General features: G+C 65.5%; 22 protein-coding genes. 11 read left to right on the top strand and 11 right to left on the bottom strand.

Going from position 1 to position 21,261, the window contains the following annotated elements; genetic code table 11:
- Positions 1-12: 12 nt before the first annotated feature.
- The 6 genes from FB600_RS23650 to crcB all read left to right on the top strand — a co-directional run bounded on the left by FB600_RS23650 (position 13) and on the right by crcB (position 4,345).
- Positions 13-282, top strand: coding sequence for a hypothetical protein (locus FB600_RS23650; protein WP_186050633.1), 270 nt, complete (start codon positions 13-15; stop codon positions 280-282).
- A gap of 100 nt (positions 283-382) precedes the next feature.
- Entirely contained in the window at positions 383-1,561 is a 1,179-nt protein-coding gene (locus FB600_RS23645) for an Imm72 family immunity protein (protein WP_145757416.1), read from the top strand.
- Between the two features lies 1 nt (position 1,562).
- A complete protein-coding gene (locus FB600_RS23640; protein ID WP_145757417.1) occupies positions 1,563-2,012 on the top strand; it encodes a DUF3304 domain-containing protein in 450 nt (149 codons plus the stop codon).
- Between the two features lie 246 nt (positions 2,013-2,258).
- Positions 2,259-3,185, top strand: coding sequence for an Imm72 family immunity protein (locus tag FB600_RS23635; protein ID WP_145757418.1), 927 nt, complete (start codon positions 2,259-2,261; stop codon positions 3,183-3,185).
- Positions 3,186-3,354: 169 nt separating this feature from the next.
- Entirely contained in the window at positions 3,355-3,708 is a 354-nt protein-coding gene (locus tag FB600_RS23630; protein ID WP_157627700.1) for a DUF3304 domain-containing protein, read from the top strand.
- A 250-nt stretch (positions 3,709-3,958) separates the two neighbouring features.
- Positions 3,959-4,345, top strand: coding sequence for a fluoride efflux transporter CrcB (crcB, locus tag FB600_RS23625; RefSeq protein WP_013696879.1), 387 nt, complete (start codon positions 3,959-3,961; stop codon positions 4,343-4,345).
- A 104-nt stretch (positions 4,346-4,449) separates the two neighbouring features.
- Here crcB and FB600_RS23620 read toward each other — a convergent pair whose 3' ends face one another.
- Positions 4,450-5,013 carry a YggT family protein gene (locus FB600_RS23620; protein WP_013696880.1) on the bottom strand — a complete coding sequence of 188 codons (564 nt, stop codon included), beginning with the start codon at positions 5,011-5,013 and terminating at the stop codon, positions 4,450-4,452.
- A gap of 75 nt (positions 5,014-5,088) precedes the next feature.
- Positions 5,089-6,018, bottom strand: a complete 930-nt coding sequence (locus FB600_RS23615) for a Rossmann-like and DUF2520 domain-containing protein (protein WP_145757419.1) — start codon at positions 6,016-6,018, stop codon at positions 5,089-5,091.
- 415 nt (positions 6,019-6,433) lie between these two features.
- Between FB600_RS23615 and FB600_RS23610 the strand changes: the two genes are divergently transcribed.
- Entirely contained in the window at positions 6,434-6,730 is a 297-nt protein-coding gene (locus FB600_RS23610; RefSeq protein WP_017920475.1) for a hypothetical protein, read from the top strand.
- Positions 6,731-6,810: 80 nt separating this feature from the next.
- On the opposite strand, the gene FB600_RS23605 is transcribed toward FB600_RS23610, so the two are convergent.
- Both FB600_RS23605 and FB600_RS23600 read right to left on the bottom strand, forming a co-directional pair.
- Positions 6,811-7,491: a LysE family translocator gene (locus FB600_RS23605; protein ID WP_409995237.1), complete on the bottom strand. Its 681-nt coding sequence runs from the start codon at positions 7,489-7,491 to the stop codon at positions 6,811-6,813.
- A gap of 174 nt (positions 7,492-7,665) precedes the next feature.
- The gene (locus FB600_RS23600) at positions 7,666-9,237 is read right to left on the bottom strand and encodes a UbiD family decarboxylase (RefSeq protein ID WP_096749599.1); all 1,572 of its coding nucleotides are present in this window, start codon (positions 9,235-9,237) and stop codon (positions 7,666-7,668) included.
- 573 nt (positions 9,238-9,810) lie between these two features.
- Here FB600_RS23600 and FB600_RS23590 point away from each other — a divergent pair.
- Complete coding sequence (locus tag FB600_RS23590) at positions 9,811-10,941, top strand: transglycosylase SLT domain-containing protein (protein WP_145757421.1); 1,131 nt, start codon at positions 9,811-9,813, stop codon at positions 10,939-10,941.
- A 161-nt stretch (positions 10,942-11,102) separates the two neighbouring features.
- On the opposite strand, the gene FB600_RS23585 is transcribed toward FB600_RS23590, so the two are convergent.
- From FB600_RS23585 to ribBA, 4 genes are read right to left on the bottom strand one after another with little or no spacing between them, the layout of a single operon-like run.
- The gene (locus FB600_RS23585; protein ID WP_096749597.1) at positions 11,103-12,296 is read right to left on the bottom strand and encodes a pyridoxal phosphate-dependent aminotransferase; all 1,194 of its coding nucleotides are present in this window, start codon (positions 12,294-12,296) and stop codon (positions 11,103-11,105) included.
- A 60-nt stretch (positions 12,297-12,356) separates the two neighbouring features.
- Positions 12,357-12,791 (bottom strand): transcription antitermination factor NusB, encoded by a 435-nt coding sequence (gene nusB, locus FB600_RS23580; protein ID WP_013696887.1) that lies wholly within the window; start codon positions 12,789-12,791, stop codon positions 12,357-12,359.
- On the bottom strand, positions 12,788-13,306 hold the full coding sequence (gene ribH / locus FB600_RS23575) for a 6,7-dimethyl-8-ribityllumazine synthase (RefSeq protein WP_017920341.1): 519 nt from the start codon (positions 13,304-13,306) through the stop codon (positions 12,788-12,790). Before ribH ends, nusB begins: the two co-directional genes overlap by 4 nt.
- Positions 13,307-13,366: 60 nt before the next feature.
- Positions 13,367-14,494, bottom strand: coding sequence for a bifunctional 3,4-dihydroxy-2-butanone-4-phosphate synthase/GTP cyclohydrolase II (gene ribBA / locus FB600_RS23570; RefSeq protein ID WP_013696889.1), 1,128 nt, complete (start codon positions 14,492-14,494; stop codon positions 13,367-13,369).
- Between the two features lie 201 nt (positions 14,495-14,695).
- Between ribBA and FB600_RS23565 the strand changes: the two genes are divergently transcribed.
- Positions 14,696-15,346: a LysE family translocator gene (locus tag FB600_RS23565; RefSeq protein WP_098154453.1), complete on the top strand. Its 651-nt coding sequence runs from the start codon at positions 14,696-14,698 to the stop codon at positions 15,344-15,346.
- A gap of 130 nt (positions 15,347-15,476) precedes the next feature.
- Here FB600_RS23565 and FB600_RS23560 read toward each other — a convergent pair whose 3' ends face one another.
- The gene (locus FB600_RS23560; RefSeq protein ID WP_096749595.1) at positions 15,477-16,160 is read right to left on the bottom strand and encodes a type 1 glutamine amidotransferase domain-containing protein; all 684 of its coding nucleotides are present in this window, start codon (positions 16,158-16,160) and stop codon (positions 15,477-15,479) included.
- Between the two features lie 607 nt (positions 16,161-16,767).
- Positions 16,768-17,007 (bottom strand): Sec-independent protein translocase subunit TatA, encoded by a 240-nt coding sequence (gene tatA, locus FB600_RS23555; protein ID WP_013696892.1) that lies wholly within the window; start codon positions 17,005-17,007, stop codon positions 16,768-16,770.
- Positions 17,008-17,344: 337 nt separating this feature from the next.
- Between tatA and FB600_RS23550 the strand changes: the two genes are divergently transcribed.
- Positions 17,345-18,601: a cupin domain-containing protein gene (locus FB600_RS23550; RefSeq protein WP_013696893.1), complete on the top strand. Its 1,257-nt coding sequence runs from the start codon at positions 17,345-17,347 to the stop codon at positions 18,599-18,601.
- A 118-nt stretch (positions 18,602-18,719) separates the two neighbouring features.
- A complete protein-coding gene (locus tag FB600_RS23545; RefSeq protein ID WP_096749593.1) occupies positions 18,720-20,024 on the top strand; it encodes an Nramp family divalent metal transporter in 1,305 nt (434 codons plus the stop codon).
- Here FB600_RS23545 and FB600_RS23540 read toward each other — a convergent pair.
- Positions 19,911-21,050 carry a LysR family transcriptional regulator gene (locus tag FB600_RS23540; RefSeq protein ID WP_096749592.1) on the bottom strand — a complete coding sequence of 380 codons (1,140 nt, stop codon included), beginning with the start codon at positions 21,048-21,050 and terminating at the stop codon, positions 19,911-19,913. The genes FB600_RS23545 and FB600_RS23540 overlap by 114 nt on opposite strands.
- Positions 21,051-21,261: the final 211 nt, after the last annotated feature.

Genomic DNA, 21,261 nt, shown 5'->3' with positions numbered 1-21,261 from the left:
ACGTCCTCTTAAATGGATCTGTCCGACGAAGCTTCCCTGCCGTGGGACGGAATGAGGTTGTGGAAGGGCGCGATTGCTGAGCGATTGGACAACGAAACAGAAGTAGCCGCCACGCGCTTGCTAATCAGGTGCGATTTTCAGTATTTCGTGAATTTCACGCATCCGTTCAACGCACCCGTGAAGGAGCGGATAGAAAGGCAACTGGCGGACGGCCAGCTCAAAGCGCTCAAAACAAAGTGGCATGACGTGACGCTGCCCGGCGAAGCTACGGCCGAGCGTTGATGCCGGAGGAGCGAGAGCGTTCGGCCAAAATCAGGCAGGAGGGCTACGCCCGTCGTGCAGCTGCCGACGTTGGCAAACAATCGACGGATAGACACGCACCATGATGCTGAATACATTGGCCATGACTGATGCACAAGAGCACGATGCGCGCGACAAGGCGTTCTATCTACTCAAGAAATGGACAAGCCTTACTTTTCTGGAACAGGCGGTTCGCCTGTATCGGGATTTTCTCGGCGCGTACGCCCAGCAGTTGAATTCGCCGAGTCCTAATCAGGAGGAGCTCGAGGAAGCGTATACGCATGATTTCCTCGGCGCATTGGTGCAAATGGATCAGGGCATCGATGTGTTGCGCCAGGGCCTGGATAAACGATCTGCCTACGATGTCCTGATTATTGGAAGTGAACGAGGCGGCGATCTCTTGTTTGGGCGGAGTGCAGCCGAAATCGGCAGAAAATATGATCCGTTTTTCCATGCACTGGGCTTGAAGAACAACAATTTCAGGGATCCGGACTATGCCACTGGGTTTGTAGAGGGTGTATGGATCGAGCGGTTGATGTGCTACGCGCTGAATTGCTCGATTGGATTCGGTTTTGAAGGGCTGTTGGCCTATGGAACGCGCACGGACGGGGGAACCCGAGTGTTCGAGCATTGGACCTATGAATCCTTGTTTCAAGATGCGCCGCTGCCCGCATGGCGATATTGGCCGCCGGGACGAAACTATCCGGTGGATCTTCCCTCCTGCCCGTCCAAGAACAAATCCAGGGACGGCGAGATCGAGAGCGGACAGGAAATTCCTGTGGAGGGCATCTGGGAGCCATGGTTTCCGGCTGGCAAGGTCGGTTGTCCGAATTACTTTCTCAAGGGCAGCATTGCCCATAAGTACATGCTGGAAGGTACGAATGATGAGCATGTCGTTCAGTGGCGACTACTGTGGGAAGACAGGCGCTATCAGGACGGTAGCATTCCGGAGGAAGAGGCGACCTACTTTCCCCAAGCTGTCATGCAGCAGAATCTGCGAGCCTTGCCTGGAGAAACATGTCAGCGTACTGGGCACTGGCAAAAGCCCGGCCATGAAGGATTCGGTGTACGTCGAAGCTGGAGAGCCGATGCCCGGCCCTCGACACACCTCATGGGGTATGGTCATCTGGCATTATGCCGATCCCCAACCGGGAGTCTGAGTCGATTTGCGCAAGATTGGGGTAACAGGCTCGAGGGCGACCATGAAGCGACACCAGCGCTGGTGACGATTTTCATGACAATCCACCATTCGAATTGGTGAAATGAAAGCGAAACGGGCAATCGAAATCGATGCAATGATCTATCGCTCGCTGGTCGGCTTGACGATCCTATTGTCGTTTTCGGCCTGCTCGAAGCGCAGCATGAATCTTGATGTCGCAATCTATAACTATTGGCCACGCGCAATCTATGATGTTGCTGTCGATGGTCAGTATGCCGGCGGAGCATTCATGGCGTATGAACCGGGCAACGTGGGAGGGAAAATTGTCTGCTGCGTGAGAGTCAAGCCGGGGCCCATTTCAATTGAATATTCACTAGGTGGCCCGGAAGGCGCCACGCGGTTGGGAGAGAGAATTCGTGCAACCGCCGTCCTGCAAGAGTTGCCCGGGAATTCCAAGTTTCTCACCATGCATGTGTACCCGAGCGGGACTGCGTATGCTGAAGTATCTAGGCAGTATGTCGACGAGCGGCCGGAGCTTGGGGATAAGAGATGAGTAGTTGATTTTTCGATATGGTTGGGCCGAAACCGGGATGACCTGATTGGCCGCTTGGACGTAGCTATCCCTCAGAACTTCCTTCCTGTCCGCGTCGGAGCGAAACTGCGAGCGGGGAGTTCATAGTGGCCAGTGAGGATATATAGGAGTCGTGGTTTCCAGAAGAGCAAGTTGGTTGTCCAAATCCACGCGCTCACGGAAAACCACAGTGACGACAGGTTCGACAGCAAGCACCATAGGCCTGTAATGACGAATACGATCAAGCAGTACGACATGACTGATGATGCGACGCGTCGCAAGGTTTTCTGGCTGCTTCAGCGCGTGACCAGTTTTTCGCTTTGGAAGCGCAAGCGCGATGCGTTCGAGATCTTCGCGAGTGCATATGAAAGTGCCCTGAAGACGTGGCCCGAGGATGACCCGGAGTATTTGCCCGCTGACAATCTGCCTACTGTCTTTGAAATACTGGCTTCCTACGATCACGGCTTGCCTGAACTGTCACGCGGGAACCGTTTCGTCTGGAAGCGAGGTGGACCGCTGCAATACGCGGTTGATCGATATCGACACGTCAACGCGTACTTCTTCCCTCATCCTGGTTACTGGGATCGTGGTGCGCAGAATGCTGCTTATCCACCGAAGATCGACGCATTTGCTCAGCTGCTGCATGCATCGGAATATCAGATCGAGTACGCTCCGTTTGAGTCATCGGAGTTGACCCATCGTGGGGCGCAACTGCAATCAGTAGGATCGCTGCTGAATCCAGATGCCTACGAACACAACTTCTACACGCTGCCATATCCGGTTTTCCCGAAGGAGTTGCAGCAAGTGCCTGAACCCGTTGGCCCTGTGATCAAGTCCGGCGACAAGGTGCCCTGCGACGGTATTTGGGAGCCCATTGCCGTCGAGCGATCAAAGTTGCTGGGCATCGTACCAGTCGGCAACCGGAGCTTGCGTGGCAGCGGGTGCTTCAATTACCTCATTCGAGATATCAGGGCGCCGGGCCTGAGGAGTCATGAATCGAGAACAGTCGTCCAGACGCACTGGCGGCTTTTGTGGGAGGACAAGCGATACTCGGATGGCATCATTCCTGACGAATCGCAGTACTTTCTAGGGCAGTTGAGTGTGTCGCAGCCGGACGTTGCAGCCGTCACACCGGCCCAAACCGGCGATCGTTAACCTGTCCCCGACGAATGACATTTCGATGGTCGGCGCGGTTTATTGACGATCTACCTACGGAATTTGCGATATGGAAACGAGGCCAAGGATCACAATCAATGCAGTGGCTTGTCGCTTGCTCGCTGTCCTGATGTCTTTCCTGCTGCTCGCCGCCTGTTCCGAAAGATCCATGAACCTCGATGTCGCGATCTATAACTATTGGCCTCGCGCTATCTACGATGTCGCGCTGAATAGCCAGTACGCCGGCGGTGCTTATATGGCCTACCACCCGGGAGGGGCGGGGGGCTCGGTTGTCTGCTGTATCAAAGTCAAGCCGGGGCCGATAAGGATCGAATATTCGCTAGGAGGCTCGGAAGGCATGCCAAGGCTTGGCGAGAGAATTCATGCGACGGCCGTTTTGACGGAGTTACCTGGCAACGCCAAGGTTCTCACCGTGCATGTGTATCCTGATGGAACTGCTTTTGCCGAAGCATCCAGGGAGTACGTCGACGAGCGCCCTGAGTCGAAGGGTAAAAGGCAATGAACTCGCTTCGCCAGCTTTCTTGAGCCATGCGAGCCAAGCGATGATTTGTCAGTGCGGTTTCAAGGTGCATGACAGGCGGCTGTTTGATTGGACTCACCAGTAAAGTGGCCGCCGCGACCTCAATCGAGCAACTTTAAGCGTCGGCTTGTGCGTCGCCCTCTGGGCGGGATTGCCATATCCTGCCGCGAGCGCCTAAATTGGCGAGAGCCGCTGCTTCACCCATGTTCACTGCCACGTCCCAGGAGCCCCCTTGTTCCTCTCCCTCGTCGCGATCTTCATCGGCGCCGGCCTGGGCGCCTTGCTTCGCTGGGCCTTGAGCCTGGGCATGAACCTCATCCTCCCCGAGCTCCCGCTCGGCACCCTCGCTTCGAACCTGATCGGCGGCTACCTGATCGGCGTCGCGATCGTCGTATTCGGCGCGAAAACCGGCCTGGCTCCCGAATGGCGCCTGTTCGTGATCACCGGTTTCATGGGCGGCCTGACCACCTTCTCTACCTATTCCGCCGAGGTCATGACGCACGTCGTGGAGGGCCGCCTGGGCTGGGCCGCCGTGGTCGCTTTCGTGCACCTGCTCGGCTCCTTCCTGCTCACCTTCCTGGGCATCTGGACCGCGCGCACCTTCCTGGTCCCAGCCTGAACCCGCTCGGCGCACACCAAGCACTTGCACCCGCAACAAACAAAAAGCGCCGCATGAAGCGGCGCTTTCCAGATCATCAAAATCTAAACCAGCTCAAGTAGCCATCACATCGTCAGCAAGGTCATCGAAATCGCCACGCGCGTGACCACCATCAGCAGCACCTGCACGATCACGAACAACAGGATCGGCGACAGATCCAGCCCACCGATATTCGGCAGCACGCGGCGCAGCGGATTGAGCAGCGGGGCGGTCAGCGGGAACAGGATCGCCATGGCCGGCGAGCGCGGGTTCAGCCACGACAGCAGCGCCATCAGGATCGTCATCCACAGCACCAGGTTGAGCGCCCATTTGGCGATGGTCAGCAGGGCGACGATCACGATGGTCGGCAGGATCGACAACACGTCCATGCCGGCCAGCGACATCATCAGCACCACGTAGACGAAGGCGGTCAGCAGCGCCGCCACCACGCTGGCCCAATCGATGCCGCGCGTACCGGTGATGACGCGGCGCAGCGGCAGCACGATCCAGTTGGTCGCCTGCAGCACGGCCTGCGTGACGGGGTTGTACGGCGGCACGCGTACCGCCTGCATCCAGGCGCGCAGCAGCAGGGCTGCGCCGAACAGCGTGAATACGGTATTGAGCAGAAAGCGGGCGATCTCGCCGAGCATCGTTGGAATCCTTGTCTGACAGTCGGGTAGCGTGCGGCCGCCGTATCGTGGCGGCATGCATCGGGCGTCACCTTATCACGGCTCGCGGCGCCCGGGGGCAGCCTGCGCGAGCCGCCGATCGAGCAGGGCGTCCACGCCCCGTTCCACCGCGTCGAGCCCGGCCGGGGGCGTCGCGCGGCGCCTGGCCAGCTCGACGGCGCGGCGCGTCATCAGCGCGTAGAGCGTGGCGTGATCGCCGCCCATCTGGTCGAGCAGGTCGAGCTGGCGCTCGACGATGCCGGCGTCACCGCGCGAGACAGGGCCGGCCAGCGCATTGGAGAGGCCTTTCTCGCGCGCGGTCTCGATGGTGCCGGACAGCATCGGCAGCAGGGCGCGCAAGGCCTCCTCCTCATCCATGCCAAGCGTGCGCCACAGCTCGACCGCTTCGGCCAGACCGCACAGCACGAAGCTCGCCGCGTAGTTGGCGGCCGCGTGGTAGCGCATCCGGCCACCGGCCGGAATCGCCAGCGGATGGCAGCCGAGCGCGCCGCTCAGCGCCTCCAGCACCGGGCGCAGGCTGCCGCCGGCCTCGATCGTCACGGAGCAGCCCTCGATCCGGGCCAGGTCGGCGTCGCCGCCGCCAAATAGATAGAGCGGATGGAAACCGCCGGTCTGCACGCCCTGTTCGGCGGCCGGCGCCAGCAGGTCGACGCTCGAGGCACCGCTGCAATGCACGAGCGCCTGGGTCGCCGCGCGCGCGGGATCGAAGCGCAGCGAGGCGGCCACCGGCCCGATGCCGTCGTCGGACACGGCCACGAACACCAGGTCGGCCGCGTCAACCACCGCCTGTGCGTTCTCGACGGCCATGCAGCCGTCGATCTGCGCGGCCAGCGCCCGCGCCGGGGCAGGCGAGCGGCTCGCCACCGCCACCACGGGATAAGCGGCCTGCGCGAAGCGTCGTGCCAGGCAGCGACCGAGGCGGCCGGCACCGATGAAACCGAGACGGGGAACGGGCGGAAGTGACATGGGCGAAGCGGCGAAGATCGGCAAGCCGTCAGTATCCCGTATTTGTGCCGCCTGCCGGGGATTCCGCCCGAACCCTCGGCCACGCCGGCGCCGGCCGTGCGATTGGTGCCGAATCGGGCGGTAATTTGTAATCAATCATTACCCTGGGTGAGGATCGTTCGACTCCGCCTATCGGAAATCCTGACCGATTTGTCAGGTCGATCGAGGGTTCGAAGTCCGGCCGGCGCGCCCCGCGGGCCGAGCCGCATCGCGAAAAGCCCCGCCGGGCGTGGCGCGAGGGCGCGGCGCAATTGCAATTTGCAACAAATGCGCTTGGTCCGCAGGAGGCGATTTCGCTACATTGGAGCCCATACAACAGCGCATTCCTTGCTGTTCATGTGGCCGGCCAACTTGACGTGCCGCCAGGAGAATCGAAGTGAAAAAGCTCATTCCTTTCGTTGCAGCCGCCGCTCTCGGCCTCGGGGTCGCGAGCGCCGCACAGGCTCACGTTTCGATCGGCGTCGGTATCGGCCTGCCGATCGCCCCGGCCTACCCGGTCTATGCCGCGCCGCCCCCGGTCGTCTACGCGCCGCCTCCGCCGCCTGTCGTCTATGCCCCGGCGCCGGCCTATTACGCACCGCCGCCGGTGGTCGTCGGCGGTTACTACGGCCGGCCTTACTGGCACCACTATCACGGCTACTACGGCCACGGCTATTACGGCCGCCGCTGGTAAGCCCTCGCGCGCTCGATGCGCGTGAACACGGCGCGACACGGGAGACCGTGCCGCGCCGTTTGCTTTTGGGGGCGCGGGAATCAGGCGCCGGCGTGCACGATCAGGTCGCGATAACCGCCGACGATCACGCTATAGGAGAAATAGGCGAACAGCAGGGCCGACACCACGTGGCAGGCGCGCATCAGTCCCGCGCCGGCGCGCTTGCGGCCCTGGCTGGCCAGCCCGCAGAGAAACAGCGTCCAGGCCAGGCCGCCGAGGAAGAAGCCGCCCAGGAACACCGAGGCGGTGACGGGCGTGGTGGCGCCGGCCTTGGCGATCAGCGCGCCGCCGACGACGGCGAACCACAGGATCGCCGAGGGGGAGGACATCGCCAGCAACATCCCGCGCAGGAAACTGCGCGGCGAGCTGGCCTGGGGCGCGGCGTCGGCGTCATCGCCGCCTGCCGTGGCCGCGGGCGGCGGGAACAGCGCCTCGCGCGCCATCTTCCAGGTCAGGTAGAGCAGCACGGCGCCGCCGCCGAGCCAGACCACCCAGCGCACCGCCTCGAACTGCAGCAGCACGGCCATCCCCGCCAGCGCGAGCGCGGCATAGACGAGGTCGCCGAAGCAGGAGCCGAGGCCGAGCCAGAAGCCGGGCTTGAAGCCATGCGAGAGCGTGAGCGAGAGGATCGCGACGTTGACCAGGCCGATGTCGAGACACAGGGACAGCGACAGGAAAAAGCCGTCGGACAGCATGGAAGCGGAGGGAGGCACCATCGTCATTCGGGAAACACGTGTGGATGATCGAGGCCGCGAGCGGTACCAGGGCCGCTCGCGGCTCGGCAAGCGCGCTCGAGCCGCGGCTTGCTTGTTATCAGGCACTCGCCGCGAGGATCGGGCGATGAAGCGAGCCGGCGCCAGGCAGAGGACGAGCCGGCCCCGTCGAGGCGAGACAGATCAGGACAGCCCGAGCTCGCTCCAGAGCGTATCGACGCGCGCCTTCACGGCGGCGTCCATCTCGATCGGGCGACCCCATTCGCGCTGCGTCTCGCCGGGCCACTTGTTGGTGGCGTCCAGCCCCATCTTCGAGCCGAGGCCGGCCACCGGCGAGGCGAAATCGAGATAGTCGATCGGCGTGTTGTCGACCAGCACGGTATCGCGCACCGGATCGACGCGCGTGGTGATCGCCCAGATCACTTCCTTCCAGTCGCGGATATCGACGTCCTCGTCCACCACCACGATGAACTTCGTATACATGAACTGGCGCAGGAAGCTCCAGACGCCGAACATCACGCGCTTGGCGTGGCCGGCGTAGCTCTTCTTCATCTGCACGATCGCCATCCGGTAGCTGCATCCTTCCGGCGGCAGGTAGAAGTCGGTGATCTCGGCGAACTGCTTCTGCAGCAGCGGCACGAACACCTCGTTGAGCGCCACGCCGAGCACGGCCGGCTCGTCGGGCGGCTTGCCGGTGTAGGTCGAGTGGAAGAGCGCGTCGCGGCGCATCGTGATGCGCTCGACGGTGAACACCGGAAACCACTCCTGCTCGTTGTAGTAGCCGGTGTGATCGCCGTAGGGGCCTTCCAGCGCATGTTCATAGGCGGCCGCGCCGCGCGTGCCGCTCGGGCGCGGCGGCGCGCCGGCCGGCGCCGGCTCGGGCGTGCCGTCCTGCGGGTGGATGAAGCCCTCGAGCACGATCTCGGCGCGCGCCGGCACCTGCAGGCCGTCGACGCCGGGCGTCAGGCACTTGGCCAGCTCGGTGCGTGCGCCGCGCAGCAGGCCGGCGAACTGGTATTCGGAGAGCGTATCGGGCACCGGCGTCACCGCGCCGAGCGTGGTGGCGGGATCGGCGCCGAGCACCACCGCCACCGGATAGGGCTTGCCGGGATTGGCCAGCGCGAACTCGCGGAAGTCGAGCGCGCCGCCGCGATGGGCGAGCCAGCGCATGATCAGTTTGTTGCGTCCGATCAGCTGCTGGCGATAGATGCCGAGATTCTGCCGCGTCTTGTTCGGGCCGCGCGTGACGGTCAGCCCCCAGGTCAGCAGCGGGCCGGCGTCGCCGGGCCAGCAGGTCTGGATCGGCAGCTTGTTCAGGTCGACGTCCTGGCCTTCCCAGACGATCTCCTGGCACGGCGGCGAGGACACCGTCTTCGGCGCCATGTCCCACACGGCCTTGGCCATCGACAGCAGCTTGCCGGCATCGGCCAGGCGCTTGGGCGGGTCCGGCTCCTTCAGGGCCGACAGCAGATGGCCGACCTCGCGCAGCGAGGTGAGGGCGCTGGCGTCGTCGGCGTGCTCGGCGTCGACACCCATGCCGAGCGCGACGCGGCGCGGCGTGCCGAACAGGTTGCCGAGCACCGGAAACCGGTAGCCGGTGGGCGGGTCGAACAGCAGCGCCGGGCCGCCGGCGCGCAATACCCGGTCGCACAGCTCGGTCATTTCGAGCACGGGTGACACCGGCTGGGTGACGCGGCGCAGTTCGCCGATGCCTTCGAGGCGCTGGGTGAAATCGCGTAAGTCTTTGTATTTCATGGAAATGTTCGCTGGATCCGGCGGCGCCGGCGGTGCGGGAGGCGGCGCCAGGCGCCACGGATCGAGCACCGATTCTACCCGCCGAAGCGTTTGGACGAATGTGTCCCGAAAATTTGTGAAGCGTCCGTGAAAGCCAGACGGCACGCGGCTTTTCGATCCGGTGCGTAATAAATGATTACTTTTTGTTATGATTTCGGGACTTTATAGTGTTGACGATCTATAAAACCGTCCCTAGAATCCGCTCACATTGATCGCCGGGCCCTGGCAGCCAGCCAGTCCGCTCCGGTTCCTCAGACGCTCCGCGTCGCCGTCCGCCGCGACCTGCACGGCACTCGACGGTTGTAGTCGTCCTAGCCAGCGCCTTCGCGACGCTGGTTTTTTGCGTGGGAGCCACCGCGCGTCAGCCTGCCCGCCGGGCGCTGAAGCAATCCGCCGTGGCCCCCGAACGGTACACATACCGTTTCTCCGATGTCGCCGCCCCGTCCGGGCGAGCGGTGTCCTGATTCCGCGGCCACGCGTCCTTCTCGCTTCGAGTCGAGCGAGCCGCACGAGTCATGTTCATGGGAGATCTGAATGAACGCTTGGTTATCGTGGCGTCCCAACGAACGGCATGCGCAGCTGCTGCGCGAAGTGCTGCGTCGCGGGACGCGTGTCAGCCACCATCTATTCAGCGTGGTCGGCGGCCTGGCCGTCGTCACCGCGTTCGCGCTCTGGATGATGCCGAACGCCCGCGGCACGCTCGCCGCGAAGCTGATGCCCGTGCTGTCGGCCGCCGTCAAGGCCGGCCCGGCGCGGCTGCTGTCCGGGCACCCGCTGCCCGCCTTCGGTCCCGGCAATGCCGACGAGGACCTCGACGCCGACGGCCGCACCTCGCCGGTCTCGTACAAGCCCACGGACGAGGCCGGCGGCAACGCGGTTGACGCCGCTGCCGACGCGGCCGCCGCCGATGCGGCCCACAACAGCCAGTCGCCGGTCACCCTGGCCAAGCTGATCCCGCTGCAGCGCGTCGCCCTCGACGCCCGCAGCGACCGCGTCTTCACCAGCCGCGAGCAGTCGCTGGTGGCCAACTACCTGGCGCGCCGTTACCACGTCGCGCAGGAGCCCGTCGGCCGCCTGGTCACGGCCGCCTTCCAGACCGGCCACGATATCGGCCTGGACCCGCTGCTGCTGCTGTCGGTGATGGCGATCGAGTCGGGCTTCAATCCCTACGCGGAAAGCGGCGTCGGCGCGCAAGGGCTGATGCAGGTGATGTCGAAGATCCATTCCGACAAGTTCGAATACGCGGGCGGCACCGATGCGGCGCTGCGCCCGGTGGTGAATATCCAGGTCGGCGCGCTGGTGCTGAAGGACTGCATCGCGCGCGGCGGCTCGCTGGCCGGCGGCCTGCGCCTCTACAACGGCGTGACGGGCACCGACGACGGCGGCTACAGCGCCAAGGTGATGGCCGAGCGCGGTCGGCTGCGCGACGTCTCGCGCGGCCGCAACGTGTCGATCTACGCGCCGCTGCTGCCCACGCCGGTGACCACCACCGCCTCGACCGCCTCCTCGGGCGGCAAGCGCGTGCAGGCGACGCTGGACGGGGCCCACCCGATCACCATCAAGACCAGCGCGCCGGCCGACTCCAAGCCGGCCGCCACGCCGCAGGCCGACGCGAGCAACGAGACGGGCGCGAAGCACGACGGCTCGTCGGAAGTCGGGACCTGATCGAGCCGGGCGGGCCGACTGGTCCGCCTCGCGAAGCGCGGTCGACGAATACGAAAAAACAGGGCGCCCTCGGGCGCCCTGTTTGTTTTCCGGAGCCGGTCGCGCCAGACGCTTCCCGTCCCCGAATTTGCAACTTTCTGTTTCCGGCCGCGGGCCTGCGCTTAGCCGCCGAACAGCTTGCGCAGCCGCGCGACGGCTTCCTCGAGACGCTCGTAGGCGGTCGCATACGACAGCCGGATGTAATCGCGCGGCGCATGCACGCCGAAATCCATCCCCGGCACCAGCACCACGCCGGCATCCCCCAGCATCGCATCGACCAGTTCGGCACTGTCGCCGGCCGCCGGATGGGCGACGCCGCCGCAGCGCGCGTATACATAGAAGGCGCCGTCGGGCCTCACCGGCACCTCGAAGCCGAGCGAAGCCAGCGCCGGCACGATGTAGTCGCGGCGGCGCATGAATTCCAGCCGCCGCGCCTCGTAGATCGCCAGCGTGTCGGGCTCGAAGCAGGCCAGCGCGGCATGCTGGGCGAGTGCCGAGGCGCAGATGAACAGGTTCTGCGCGAGCTTCTCGAAGGTGCCGACCAGCGCCGGCGGCACCACCAGCCAGCCGAGCCGCCAGCCCGTCATGTTGAAGTACTTGGAGAAGCTGTTGACGGTGATCACCTCGTCGCTGAAGGACAGCGCCGAGACGGGCGGGCCGTCGTAGCTGAGGCCCTGGTAGATCTCGTCGATGATCGCGAAGCCGCCGCGCTCGCGCACCGCCTGCAGGATCCGGCCGAGTTCGTCGGGCGCGAGCGAGGTGCCGGTCGGATTCGACGGCGAGGCCAGCAGCACGCCGCGCGTGCGCTCGCCCCAGCGCTCGCGCACGTCCTTCGCGCTCAACTGGAAGCGCGCCTCGGGACCGCTCGGCACCAGCACCGGCCGGCCTTCTGCGGCGGCCACGAAGTGCCGGTTGCAGGGGTAGGACGGATCCGGCATCAGCACTTCGTCGTCGCGGCCGACCAGGGCCAGGCAGGCCAGCAGCAGCGCGGCCGAGGCACCGGCCGTGACGATCACGCGCTCGGGCGCGATCTCGAGCCCGTAGGCGCGCGCGTAATGCGCGGCGATCGCTTCGCGCAGCGGCGCGATGCCGAGCGCGCTGGTGTACTGCGTCACGCCGCGCCGCATCGCCGCCGCGGCGGCCTCGACCACCGGCTCGGGCGCCGTGAAGTCCGGCTCGCCGATGCTCATGTGGATCACGTCGCGCCCGGCCTGTTCGAGCCGCGCGGCCTGCTTGACGACTTCCATCACATAGAACGGCTGGATCGCGTCGACGCGCGAAGCCAGCCGGATCAGCGATTCGGCAGCGGTATTCATGTCGGGCAGCGGGGAGGGGGTAAAGAAAAGCGGGCGCCGGGGCGCCCGCCGCAGATCACATCAGGAGCGGCGCGCGGCGGCTTCTTCCGGGCGCAGCTTGAGGGCCAGCTTGTCGAGCACGCCATTGACGTACTTGTGGCCGTCCGAGCCGCCGAAGGTCTTGGTCAGCTCGATGGCTTCGTTGATCACCACGCGGTAGGGCGTCTCGATCTGGTGCTTGAGCTCGAAGGTGGCCATCAGCAGCACCGCGCGCTCGACCGGCGAGAGCTGCTCGATCGGGCGATCGAGGTTGGGCGCCAGGATCGCGGCCAGGTCCGCATGCTCGCGGACCACGCCGTAAACGATGGTTTCCAGCAGCTCGCGATCCGCCTTCTCGTAACCCTGCGCGCCGCGCAACTGCGCGTCGATCTCGCCGGTGGACGCGTTCGACAGCAGCCACTGATACAGGCCTTGCGTCGCCAGTTCGCGCGATTGTCGGCGTGCGCTCTTCTTCATTCGTTTTCCTCTTCGTCTTCTTCTTCCTCGTCCTCGTCTTCCTCATCGTCGCTCAGTTGGTCGAGCGTCATCGTGAGGTTGGCCATCTCGACGGCCGTGCGGGCCGCGTCGCGACCCTTCTCGGTCATGCGCGCGATGGCCTGCTCGTCGTTCTCGGTGGTCAGCACCGCGTTGGCGATCGGCGTGTTGAAGTCCAGCGCGATGCGCGAGATGCCGGCGCCGCTTTCGTTCGAGACGAGTTCGAAATGGTAGGTCTCGCCGCGGATTACCGCGCCGAGCGCGATCAGCGCGTCGAACTGGTTGCTTTCCGCGAGCTTCTGCAGCGCCAGCGGGATTTCCAGCGCGCCGGGCACCGTGACCAGCAGCACGTCCTCGCCGGTGACGCCCAGGCGTTCGAGTTCCTCGACGCAGGCATCGGCCAGGCCGTTGCAGACGGGCTCGTTGAAGCGCGACTGCACGATGCCGATGCGCAGGCCTTCACCCTCGAGATTCGGTTGGTATTGTCCGATTTCCATGTTCTTTCCGTGGTTGGATTCAGCGTGATTGGGAGCGGCGCTCAGCAGCTTTCGTCGACATCAGAGCTCGGACGCCGCGCCGCCCGGCATCGGCACGAAGCCCGTCACCTCGAGACCCCAGCCCGACATGCTGCCGAGCTTGCGCGGGTTCGCGAGGACCTGCATCTTGCCGACGCCGACGTCGCGCAGGATCTGCGCGCCGATGCCGAACGTCTTGAAATCGACCGGCCGGCGCTTGAGCGCGGCCGCCTTCTCCTCTTCGTCGAACGCGAGAAACACGTCGACCAGATGTTCCTTGGTATCGCCGCAATTGAGCAGCACCACCGCGCCGAGATCGCGCGCGGCGATTTCCTTCATGGCCGCGTCGAGCGTCCAGGAGTGGGTCGAGGCGCCGGTCTCGAGCAGGTCGAGCACCGACAGCGGCTCGTGCACGCGCACCGGCGTGTCGACCTCGGGCGAGGGCGTGCCGCGCACCAGGGCGATGTGCGGCGAGCCGGTCGGCTTGTCGCGATAGAGCACCGCCTGGAACGCGCCGTGGGCGGTCTGCATGGTGCGCTCGGAGACGCGCTCGACGATCGATTCGGTGCGGCTGCGGTAGTGGATCAGGTCGGCGATGGTGCCGATCTTGATGCCGTGTTCCTTGCTGAACTCGATCAGGTCGGGCAGGCGCGCCATCGAGCCGTCGTCCTTGATCACCTCGCAGATCACGGCGGCCGGCGTGAGCCCGGCCAGGGCCGTCAGGTCGCAACCGGCCTCGGTGTGGCCGGCGCGCACCAGCACGCCGCCCGGCTGGGCCATGATCGGGAACACGTGGCCCGGCTGCACGATCTGGTCGGCGCGGGTGTCGCGCGCGACGGCCGTGGCGATGGTATGGGCGCGGTCGGCGGCGGAAATGCCGGTGGTCACGCCCTCGGCCGCCTCGATGCTGACCGTGAACGCCGTGCCGTATTGCGTGCCGTTGCGGTAGGTCATCAGCGGCAGGTTGAGCTGCTTGCAGCGCTCCTGGGTGAGCGTCAGGCAGATCAGGCCGCGACCGTAGCGGGCCATGAAGTTGATCGCTTCCGGCGTGACGAATTCGGCGGCGACGACCAGGTCGCCCTCGTTTTCGCGGTCTTCCTCGTCGACGAGGATCACCATGCGGCCGGCTTTCAGCTCGGCGATGATGTCGGGCGTGGAGGCGAGCGTCATATCAGAAAAAGGGTGTCCGCTGGGGAAAAGCGCTATTTTACGTCAGGCCGGCCCGGCTGCCTTGGAAATCGGGCGGCGTGGCATGATCGGCGCCGGCGCCGTCCGGCGCGCATGCCGTCGCCGGGCCGGCCGCGCCGCGATTGCCGCGTCGCGTCTGCCATTCTCGCCGTCCTGTTTCGAATCGCCTGCCTGGAGCCTCGAATGTCCGTTCACACCTGGTTGCTGTTTGCCTTCGCCTACCTGCTGACCACGCTCACGCCGGGGCCGAACGTGCTGCTGGTGGTGCGCAACACGGTGCGCCACGGCGCGCGCGGCACGGTGGTCTCGATCCTCGGCAACCTGCTGGTGCAACTGGTGGTGGTGACGCTGGTGGCCCTCGGCGTGGGCGCCTTGCTGGCGGCCATGCCGCCGCTGTTCGTGGCCCTGAAGCTGGCCGGCGCCGCCTACCTGATCCTGATCGGCATCCGCCAGTGGCGCGAGGGCGGGCGGCCCGCCGCCGGGGCGAACGCGGCGGCCCCGGGCGAGGCCGTGCCCGCGGTGGTGCCGGTCAGCCGCCTCAGGCTGTTTCGCGAGTCGATCCTGGTGGCCGGCAGCAATCCCAAGACGATGATCTTCCTGTCGGCCTTCATGCCCCAGTTCATCGACCACCAGCGCTCGCTGCCGCTGCAGTTCGCGCAGATGTACCTGACCATCGCGCTGCTGGTGCTGGTGGTGCACACGATCTATTCGAGCGGCGTGCGCCATCTGCATGGGCGCCTGCGCGCGGGCCGGGCGGTGGCGGCGATGCGGCGCATGACGGGGCTGGTGTTCGTCGGTTTTGGCGTCGAGCTGCTGACGGCGAAGCAGCCTTGAGCGCCTGTTCATGCTCATGGCTGTCAAGGCGGGAAAAGGGAAATTTTGAAAGTGGATGCTCACATTTGAAGTGCGAGGCTGGCGGCGGCACGAGCTTGCCGGGCCGCCGCCAAGCGTTGCGTGCCAGCGCTTATTTCCCGCCCAGCTTCTCCAGCACCACCTTCGCCGCCTGCTCCGACGAGGCCGGGTTCTGCCCCGTGATCAGCAGGCCGTCGGTCACCACGTAGGACTGCCAGTCGGCGCCCTTCGAATAGTCGCCGCCCTTGCGCTTCAACTCGTCCTCGACGAGGAAGGGCACGACCTCGGTCAACTGCACCGCTTCCTCCTCCGAATTCGTGAAGCCGGTCACCTTCCGACCATTTACCAGCGGCTTGCCGTCCTCGCCCTGGGCGTGGCGCAGCACGCCGGGCGCGTGGCAAACCAGCGCGAGCGGCTTGCGCGCGGCGAAGGTGGACTCGATCAGCGCGATCGAATCGCGATCCTCGGCCAGGTCCCAGAGCGGACCGTGGCCGCCCGGGTAGAACACCGCGTCGAATGCGTCGTGCGTCACCGAGCCGAGCCGCACCGTGGCGGCCAGCGCGGCCTTCGCCTCGGCGTCGGCCTCGAAGCGGTGCGTCGCCTCGGTCTGGAAATCGGGTTCGTTGCTCTTCGGGTCGAGCGGCGGCTGGCCACCTTGCGGCGAGGCCAGCACGATTTCGGCGCCGGCATCCTTGAACACGTAATAAGGGGCGGCCAGTTCCTCGAGCCAGAAACCCGTCTTGCGACCGGTATCGCCGAGTTGGTCGTGCGAGGTCAGCACCATCAGGATCTTCATGACATTTCTCCAGGGGACATCCAGGGTTGCGGCAACAGGGGCCGCGTACCGCGATGAAGCCACGCAGGCATGGCGGGGCGCGCGAGGTGATTGTCGCGCAGTGCCGTGACGGAGTTGCGGCGTGGCTGGCGCGCCCTATGCGGCCACGCCGGCGCCGGGGAGGCTCGGCGCGGCGGCACGGCCCCAAGCGCCCGATAGTTAGTAATTTGTCAGCAATTTCGACGCCCGCGCCGGCTTCGGCTAATCGACATGGCCGATCGGGCTTCCATCATGCATGTGCTCGCGGTGGACCGCGTTGTAGGGCCCGGACGGGTCGAACGCCTGCTCGGGGAGGCCGGGTTGGCATTTCGATGGGGCGTCCATCGCTACCCGGCAGCAAAGGAGGGGTTGTCGGCCAGCGGCCGTGGCAGGTCTATTTCCAGCAATTCGCGGCCCTGCGGCACGGTACGCCGGGCACCAATGCACGTGATGGCCGGCGTCGAGGCCGCGCTCGCGAATGCATCGCGACGAGCAATCGCCGCGGATCGCGGTATGCAACGCGTGGCGAGCGGCTCGGCCCGCCTGGACACGGCGCCGCGATGTCCATCGCGGCCGCCTTGCGCTGCGTTCAGTGCCGCGTGACCGACGGGTCCGCGCGGGCATCCACCTCCATGCCCTGCGTCGCCGGTGCCGACGACGATGCCACAGCCACCGCGGACGGCACCGCCTCGCTGTCCGCGATCCCCTCCTTGAAGCCCTTGATGGCGCCTCCCAGGTCCGTGCCGAGGCTGCGGATCTTCTTGGTACCGAAGATCAGCGAGACGATCGCCAGCACGATCAGCCAATGCGTGATGCTCAGACTTCCCATGGTCACTCTCCTTGTATCGGGTTCGATCGGTTCCAGGCGCCGATATCTCCGTCAGCGCGTGCGCCGATCCTAAGCGCGATCGGTCCGGCGATGTATCAAAGCTCCTGATGATCTGGCCAAGAAATCCTGATTGGTCATCGGCCTGATGCGTTCCTACTATTGGCGGCACGGAGCGGCTGGCGAGCATCCGATGCCGCGGTGAGCCGTTCATGCCGATGCATCGAACGACGGTTCACCGAGGCACGGCGCCATGCCGCTTCCGATCACAACCCGCGTCACCCGGGAGGTCCCCCGGCACCGGGAAACCATCAAGACGAGATCATCAGGAGAGCAAAACATGACCGATTTGAAACGTCGCAGTGTACTGGTCGGCGCGGCCGCCGGCGCGGTGGCACTCGGTGCGGCGGCAGCCGCCAAGGCGGCCGAATTCGGCAACCCCGACACGCCGGCGCAAGGTGCGATCAACTCCACGCCGATCGCGATCGCCGAGCCGGGTCCGCAGAACCCGCAACTGCGCGACGTGCTGCCCTCGTTCAACAACCCGCCGCCCACCGACGTCGGCGGCATGCCGATCCCGTGGGCCTCGTTCAACATGGCGCACAAGCGCATCCAGGCCGGCGGCTGGGCGCGCGAGGTGACCACCAAGGCCTTCCCGGTGTCGAAGGACATCGCCGGCGTGAACATGCGCCTCGGGCCGGGCGGCGTGCGTGAGCTGCATTGGCACCAGCAGGCCGAGTGGGCGATCATGGTCAGCGGCGAGGTGCGCATCACCACCATCGACACGCGCGGCCGCGCCGAGGTGGCCGACGTGGCGGCCGGCGACATCTGGTACTTCCCGCCCGGCCTGCCGCATTCGCTGCAGGGGCTCGGCGACAACGGCGGCGAGTTCGTGCTGGCCTTCGATAATGGCGCGGCCGGCGAATTCAACACGCTGATGGTGTCCGACTGGCTCGCGCACACGCCGCCCGACATCCTCGCGCAGAACTTCGGCGTGCCGGCCGAGAAGTTCAAGGAAATCCCGCTCGAGCAGCTGTGGATCTACCAGGGCGCGAAGGCGGGCCCGCTGGCCGCCGACCAGGCCTATGCCGCCTCGCCCGAAGGCCGTCCCGACCATCCCTTCATCTTCCGCATGGGCGCGATGGCGCCGACCATCTCGACCGCCGGCGGCGAGGTGCGCATCGTCGACAGCCACAACTTCCCGGTCTCGAAGACGGTGGCGGCGGCCCTGGTGACGGTCAAGCCGGGCGGCCTGCGCGAGCTGCACTGGCACCCGGACAACGACGAGTGGCAGTACTTCATCAAGGGCACCGGCCGCATGACGGTGTTCAACACCGGGCCGGCCGCGCAGACCGTCGACTTCAATCCGGGCGACGTGGGTTATGTCGAGAAGAACCTCGGGCACTACATCAAGAACACCGGCAAGGAGGATCTGGTGTTCCTCGAGATCTTCAAGTCGGATCACTTCTCCGAGGTGACGCTCTCGCAGTGGCTCGCCAGCGTGCCGCGCCAGTTGCTCAGGGAGCACCTGCGCGTCGACGACGAGACGCTCGACGCGATCCACAAGCTCAAGCAGCGTCGCGACGTGATCGCCTGAGCGCGCGTCAAGCCACGCGCGCGCCGCGTGCGCGCAGGTCGCCGACCTGCCGCACGGCGCGCGCCGGTTTTCCTCACCCGTATCGAATCGACACCCGTACCTGCAAGAGGCGTTCATCATGCTGATGGCAATCAAACGTACCGCCAGCTACGCGCTGTCCGGCACGGCAAGCACCGCAACCGTGACGGCCATGCGCGATGCACTCGACAACGAGCGTCGCGGGATCCGCGCGCTGTTGCCGTTCGCGGGGCCGGCCGTGATCGCCTCGGTCGGCTACATGGATCCGGGCAACTTCGCCACCAATATCCAGGCCGGCTCGACCTACGGCTACGAGCTGCTGTGGGTGGTACTGCTGGCCTCGCTGGTGGCGATGCTGTTCCAGGCGATGTCGGCCAAGCTGGGCATCGTCACCGGTCGCAGCCTGGCCGAGCTGTGCCGCGACAGCTTCCCCAGGCCGCTGGTGATCGCGATGTGGATCGGCTCGGAGATCGCCGCGATGGCGACCGATCTCGCCGAATTCATGGGCGCCGCGATGGGCATCTCGCTGCTGTTCCACCTGGCGCTCGGCTGGGGGCTGCTGATCACGGGCGTGGTCACGGTCGGCATCCTGTCGCTGGACAAGAAGGGCTTCCGCCCGCTCGAGATCGTGATCGCCGCCTTCATCACGGTGATCGGCCTGAGCTACCTGGGCGAGCTCATCATCGCGCCGCCCGACTGGCACGCCGCGATCTTCCACACGGTGGTGCCGCACCTGCGCGACGGCGATGCGCTGATGCTGGCGGTCGGCATCGTCGGCGCCACCATCATGCCGCACACCATCTACCTGCATTCCGGCCTCACGCAGAATCGCGCGCCGGCCCGCAACGATTACCAGCGCCGCAAGCTGGTGCGCTTCTCGAATCGCGAGGTGATGGTCGCGCTCGGCTTCGCGGGTTTCGTCAACCTGGCGATGGTGGCGATGTCGGCGTCGGTGTTCGGCAAGAACGCGCCCGGCATCTCCGACATCGCGGCCGCCTATCACACGCTCACGCCGGTGCTCGGTACCGGTGCCGCGGTGCTGTTCCTGGTTTCGCTGCTGGCCTCGGGCATCTCGAGCTCGGTGGTCGGCACCATGGCCGGCCAGAGCATCATGCAGGGCTTCGTCGGCTTCCGCACGCCGGTGATGGTGCGGCGCCTGATCACCATGGTGCCGGCCGTGATCGTCTGCCTGTTCTGCAACCCGATGACGGCGATGATCGACAGCCAGATCGTGCTGAGCATCGTCCTGCCGGTGCCGCTGATCGCGCTGGTGGTGCTGTCCTCGCGCCGTTCAGTGATGGGTGGATTTACCGCCAGCCGGAAGCTGATCGCCACGGCAGCCGTCGCCACCGCCGTGATCCTGGCGCTCAACGTAACGCTGATCTGGCAGGCCCTCGTCGCGTAACAGCGCGCGCGTGCGCAGCGCCACCTCGAGGCTCGCGCCGCCGGCGGCGAGCGCGCGCGTTTCCGGAGCGGCGGGCTCGGCCCGCCGGAGATCCATGCCCGTGTGCACCTTGTCGATACCCGTGAAGTGCTCGAGCCGCGCGCCGCCCTCTGCGAGAAGGAATTCGCGGAAATGGACGGCGGCGGGCGGCAGGTGGCGATCCGCGCGATGGATCACGCACCAGCTTCGCTTGCGCGGGAAACCCTGCACGTCGAGCACCACCAGCAGGCCGGCGCGCAGTTCGGACTGAACCGTCTGCGCCGGCAGGAAGCTGATCCCCATGCCGGCCATCACCGACTGCTTGATCGCCTCGGCGCAGCCGATCTCCATGAAGCGCGGCGCCGAGGGCAGGGTGCCGAAGGTCTCGTCGGCGACGCCGCGCGTATCGGTGCCGCGTTCCCTGACGATCAGGCATTCGTCGGCGATGCGCGCATAGGGAATGTCGCGCGCGCCGGCCAGCGGATGATCGGGCGCGGCCACCAGCACGAAAGGGTTGGGCGCGAAGGCTTCGGCGACGATCGCCGCGTCGTCGGGCGGCTGCACCATGATCGCGAGATCGATCCGGTCGGCGCGCAGCAGGGCGATCAACTGGTCGCGGCTGCGCACCGTCATCTCGGGATCGATGCCGGGCTGCGCGTGCAGGAAGGCACCGATCAGGTGCGGGAAGAAATAGCTGCCCGAGGTGATCAGGCCGACGCGCAGGCATTGCGCGGCGCCGGTCTTCAGGACCGCGAAGGACTGCTCGGCGGCCTTCAGGTCGGCGAGGATCGCCATGCTGTGGCGCAGCATCAGCTTGCCTGCCTCGGTCAGCACGATGCGCTTGCCGACGTGGTTGAACAAGGGCACGCCGGCATGGTCCTCGATCTGCTTGATCTGCATCGAGACGGCCGGCTGCGTCAGATGCAGATCCTCGGCCGCACGAGAAAAGCTCAAATTACGCGCAACACTTTCGAAAGTCTTGAGTTGGCGAATTGTTATGTTTTTCATATGAAGCCATGTCTCCTATTGGGGAACATTTTTAATGCCTCCTGGTCCGACGCTCGGCGGCTTCCTCGAAGTTTAGACCTACTATCGTAATTCGGCTTGCAAGGGATCACCCTTGCTTGCGGGCTGGGAGAAGCCGTGCAGGTCGCGATGTTTTTAAAAATGGAAAGCGAAATGAAATTATCCGTGCTCGTCATGCACGAATGAATATTGC

Source organism: Burkholderia sp. SJZ089 (assembly GCF_007828315.1).
Classification (GTDB): Bacteria; Pseudomonadota; Gammaproteobacteria; order Burkholderiales; family Burkholderiaceae; genus Burkholderia; species Burkholderia gladioli.
Note: the sequence above shows the minus strand (reverse complement) of the source record. Positions and strands in the feature narration are given on the sequence as shown.